General features: G+C 68.8%; 3 protein-coding genes. All 3 read left to right on the top strand.

The features are described 5' to 3' along the window. Positions 1 to 1,474: polysaccharide deacetylase family protein (locus tag ABZ260_RS46295; RefSeq protein WP_355631016.1), on the top strand; the 1,474-nt coding region annotated here is incomplete at its 5' end. Between the two features lie 377 nt (positions 1,475 to 1,851). Then, entirely contained in the window at positions 1,852 to 3,705 is a 1,854-nt protein-coding gene (locus tag ABZ260_RS46300) for a 2-oxoacid:acceptor oxidoreductase subunit alpha (protein WP_355631019.1), read from the top strand. A gap of 10 nt (positions 3,706 to 3,715) precedes the next feature. Next, positions 3,716 to 4,762 (top strand): 2-oxoacid:ferredoxin oxidoreductase subunit beta, encoded by a 1,047-nt coding sequence (locus ABZ260_RS46305; RefSeq protein ID WP_355558105.1) that lies wholly within the window; start codon positions 3,716 to 3,718, stop codon positions 4,760 to 4,762. Positions 4,763 to 5,031 lie beyond the last annotated feature (269 nt).

Consider the following 5,031-nt stretch of genomic DNA (forward strand, 5'->3'; position numbering starts at 1 on the left):
GCGCAACCTGCGATTCATCGGAGGAATCGCCTGGATGGCCGTGACGATCGCCGGTTGCGGCGCAGCCATCACCCCCTCTTCCGCGAAGGCCCCCATGCCCTCGGAGCCCACATTGATCAATTATGTGGACCCCTCCGTGGTCCAGGGCCTGAGCACACGGACCCTGTTCTCCGGAGAGACGGGAAACCGGCACGTGCACGCCGTCTATCCGGCCGTCCCCGGCGCCCCCCACCTCACCGAGAAGCTCCGCGGGACCGTGCGCGAAGAGCTCGACGGGTTCACCCGGCACCGCGCCCCCGCCGACGCCCTGCCCAAGCCCGAGTTCAACGTGGACTGGCAGCTCGCCGCCGCCTCCCCCGAGGTCCTGGGGGTACGGCTGCGCATCGGTCACTCCATGGAGTCGGGCTGGAACGAGGCGCGCACCACCGTCTGGTACGACCGGGTGAAGGGGCGCGTCCTCGACTCCGCCGACCTGCTCACCGGCCGTCCCGCGCTGGTCACGCTGGCCGGGATCGTCAGGGGCGAGCTGAGGCTGCGGGGACCGCTGGTGACCCCGAACGCGCTCAGGCCGGACCGGGAGATGTTCGACTCCCTCGGTTTCAACCCGCGTGGCGACCTCGTCGTGGAGTTCGACGACGAGCAGGTGGGGCTGGGGGTGGCCGGCCGGGTGGCGGTCGCCGTACCGTCCGCGACCGCGGCGCCGCTGCTGTCGGAGATCGGGCTGCGGGCACAGCGCTCGGTCCTGCAGGCGAAGAAGGCTCCGGCCCCCACGTCTCGGGAGGAGATCAAGGCCGCGAGCACCGACAAGCCTCCGGCGCGCAGCTCCATGGCGGGCAGCGTGGACTGCGCGAAGCTCAGGTGCGTGGCGCTGACCTACGACGACGGGCCGGGCCCCGAGACCGCGCGGCTGCTCGACATCCTCCGCGCCCACGGGGCGAGGGCGACCTTCTTCACCCTCGGTTCCAACGCCTCCGCCCGGCCCGACCTACTCAGGCGGATGCGCGACGAGGGACACCTGGTGGCCAACCACACCTGGTCCCACCGCGATCTCACCATGCTGCCCCCCACCAAGATCGCCGACCAGCTCACCCGCGCGCAGCACGCGATCGCCCAGATCATCGGCCAGGTCCCCACCCTGATGCGCCCGCCGTACGGCGGCAGCGACATTCAGGTGGCCTCCGTCGCGGGCCGCCTGAACATGGCCGTGGTGCGCTGGAACGTGGACCCCGAGGACCGCTGGGACCCCGACCCCCGGGCGATCGCCGGCCGGACCGTCGCCCGGGTCGAGCCCGGGGCGATCGTCCTCCTGCACGACTCCCACCCCGCGACGGTCGACGCGGCCCAAGAAATCCTGCGCCGGCTCTCCGCGGCGGGCTATACCTTTGTCACCGTCCCCGAGCTGTACGGCTCGCGCGAGATGGTGCCCGGCCGGACCTATGACTCCGGGGGCGTTTCGACGGCGCCGGACCGGTAGCCGATGTCATAACCTGGAGCTATGGGGCCATAGCCTGAGGCGATGAGAACGCGGCCACGGCGGGACATATAGTTGGGCAGCGTGACCTCAACTGTCCTCTTCGCCCGCCTGCACGTCGACCTGTGCCGGCTCGCGGCGGGGCTGTGTCGGGACGGCCGTCCGCGATCGTGACCTCCACGTAGGCCGTGATCCGGCCGCAAAACGCGACATCCGCGCCCCAGGTTTCGACTCAGCGGCCGCAGAGGATGCGCGACACGGGTCGCCCTCCTCCGCCGAGTGGAACGCGAAAAGCCTACGCGTGACCCCCGAGGATCTAGCATGGAAAAAAGAATGTGCCACGAGCAACGGCGCCCTGTCGCGTCGAGGAGGACTGAGCTGTGACCAAGCAGGTTCAGCAACTCGAACGCGTGATCATCCGTTTTGCCGGGGACTCCGGCGACGGCATGCAGCTGACCGGCGACCGCTTCACCGCCGGGACGGCTGAGTTCGGCAACGACCTGTCGACACTCCCCAACTTCCCCGCCGAGATCCGCGCCCCCGCAGGCACCCTGCCGGGCGTGTCGAGTTTTCAGCTCCACTTCGCCGACCACGACATCCTCACCCCGGGTGACGCGCCCAACGTCCTGGTCGCGATGAACCCCGCCGCGCTGAAGGCGAACCTCTCGGACCTGCCGCGTGGCGCCGACATCATCGCCAACACCGACGAGTTCACCAAGCGCAACCTGCAGAAGGTGGGCTACGCCGTCAGCCCGCTGGAGGACGACTCGCTCGCCGCGTGGCGGGTCCACTCGGTGCCGCTGACCTCGCTGACCGTCAAGGCCCTCGAAGGCTTCGCACTGTCCAAGAAGGACGCCGAGCGGTCCAAGAACATGTTCGCCCTCGGGCTGCTGAGCTGGCTCTACCACCGGCCCACCGAGGCGACGATCCAGTTCCTGGAGACCAAGTTCGCCAAGAAGCCCGACATCGCCAAGGCCAACATCGCCGCCTTCCAGGCGGGCTGGAACTACGGCGAGACCACCGAGTCCTTCTCGGTCTCCTACGAGGTCAAGCCGGCCAAGCTGCCCCCTGGCGTGTACCGCAACATCTCCGGCAACCAGGCGCTCGCCTACGGCCTGATCGCCGCCTCGGTGCAGTCGAGGCTGCCGCTCTTCCTCGGGTCCTACCCGATCACCCCGGCCAGCGACATCCTGCACGAGCTCTCCAAGCACAAGCGGTTCGGCATCCGCACCTTCCAGGCCGAGGACGAGATCGCGGGCGTCGGCGCGGCGCTCGGCGCCTCCTTCGGCGGCGCCCTGGGCATCACGACGACCTCCGGGCCCGGTGTCGCGCTGAAGGCCGAGACCGTCGGCCTCGCGGTGACCACCGAGCTGCCGCTCATCGTGGTCGACGTGCAGCGCGCGGGTCCCAGCACCGGCATGCCCACCAAGACCGAGCAGACCGACCTCCTGATGGCCATGTACGGCCGCAACGGCGAGTCGCCGCTGCCGATCATCGCCCCCTCGACCCCCTCCGACTGCTTCGACGCGGCGGTGGAGGCGGCCAGGATCGCGGTGAAGTACCGCACCCCGGTCATGCTGCTCTCCGACGGCTACCTCGCCAACGGCTCCGAGCCGTGGAAGGTGCCCGACGCCGCCGATCTGCCCGACATCTCCACCGAGTTCGCCTCCGGGCCGAACGCCGAGGACGGCGTGACCTTCCTGCCGTTCAAGCGCGACCCCGAGACCCTCGCCCGCCCCTGGGCGATTCCCGGCACCGCCGGCCTGGAGCACCGGATCGGCGGCATCGAGAAGGCCGAGGGCACCGGGAACATCTCCTACGATCCCGACAACCACGACCGGATGGTCAGGATCCGCCAGGCCAAGATCGACGGGATCGCCCACGACATCCCGGCGCTTGAGGTGGACGATCCCGACGGCGACGCCCGCGTGCTGGTGCTCGGCTGGGGGTCCACCTACGGACCGATCGCGGCGGCCGCGCGGCGCATCAGGAAGGCCGGCGGCAAGGTCGCCCAAGCCCACCTGCGGCATGTCAACCCGCTGCCCGCCAACACCGGCGAGGTCCTGCGCGCGTACGACAGGGTGCTCCTGCCGGAGATCAACCTCGGCCAGCTCGCGCTGCTGCTCCGTGCCCGCTTCCTGGTCGACATCATCAGCTACAACCGAGTGCGTGGACTTCCGTTCAAGGCCGAAGAACTTGCCGGCGTGATCCAGGACGTGATCGACAATGAGTAGTGGTACCGAATTGTCCGTCCCCGGAACCGGCGGGGGGCTTTCACTGGTCCCGAAGTCCGAGGTCAAGCTCGGTATGAAGGACTTCAAGACCGACCAGGAGGTCCGCTGGTGCCCCGGATGCGGTGACTACGCCATCCTGGCCGCGGTCCAGTCGTTCGTGCCCGAGCTCGGCCTCAAGCGCGAGAACATGGTGTTCGTCTCGGGCATCGGCTGCTCCTCGCGGTTCCCGTACTACATGGACACCTACGGGTTCCACTCGATCCACGGCCGCGCCCCGGCGATCGCGACCGGCCTGGCCGCCTCGCGTCCCGACCTGTCGGTCTGGGTGATCACCGGTGACGGCGACTCGCTGTCCATCGGCGGCAACCACCTCATCCACGCGCTGCGCCGCAACGTCAACCTGAACATCCTGCTGTTCAACAACAGGATCTACGGTCTCACCAAGGGGCAGTACTCCCCGACCTCCGAGGTCGGCAAGATCACGAAGTCCACCCCGATGGGCTCGCTGGACAAGCCGTTCAACCCGATCTCGCTGGCCATCGGCGCCGAGGCCTCCTTCGTGGCCAGGACCATCGACTCCGACCGCAAGCACCTGCAGTCGGTGCTGCGCGAGGCCGCCGAGCACCGGGGCACCTCCCTGGTCGAGATCTACCAGAACTGCAACATCTTCAACGACAACGCCTTCGAGCAGTTGAAGGACCCGGAGCAGCGGGACGACATCACGCTCCGCCTGGAGCACGGCCGGCCCATCGCCTCGGCTTCCAAGGCGGTGCGCCGGGCGGCCGACGGCGGCATCGAGGTCGTCCCGAGGTCGTCGGTGAGCGAGGACGAGATCCTCGTGCACGACGCCCACCGCGCCGACCCCTCGCTGGCCTTCGCGCTCTCCAGGCTGGACGAGCCCGCCTTCGAGCACGTCCCGATCGGCGTCTTCCGCAGCGTCGCCCGTCCCTCCTACGACGAGCTCATGACCGAGCAACTCCAGGAGGCCGTCGACGAGCGGGGTCCCGGTGACCTGAACGACCTGCTGCTCGGCGGAGACACCTGGCGTATCGGCTGACAGCACACGGCAAGGCCCGCTCTTCGGAGCGGGCCTTATCGCTTTTCCCCGGATTCTCGGCAATGCCTGCCGATATCCGATGTCGCGAGGTGTCAACGACCCCCTCCTGAAGGAGGGGGCTTGAGGCGCAGTGATGCGCTTCGAAGCCCCGCGTTGACCAGCCCTGGCCATCACGAACTGGAGGTGTGATCCAGATGGCCACGTTGAACACAAGAGCGCAGACCGACCTTGGGGTGCTTCCTCAGCTCCAAGCTCTCGAATCCGTGGGA

It is taken from the genome of Streptosporangium sp. NPDC006013 (genome assembly GCF_040614275.1).
Taxonomy (GTDB): domain Bacteria; phylum Actinomycetota; class Actinomycetes; order Streptosporangiales; family Streptosporangiaceae; genus Streptosporangium.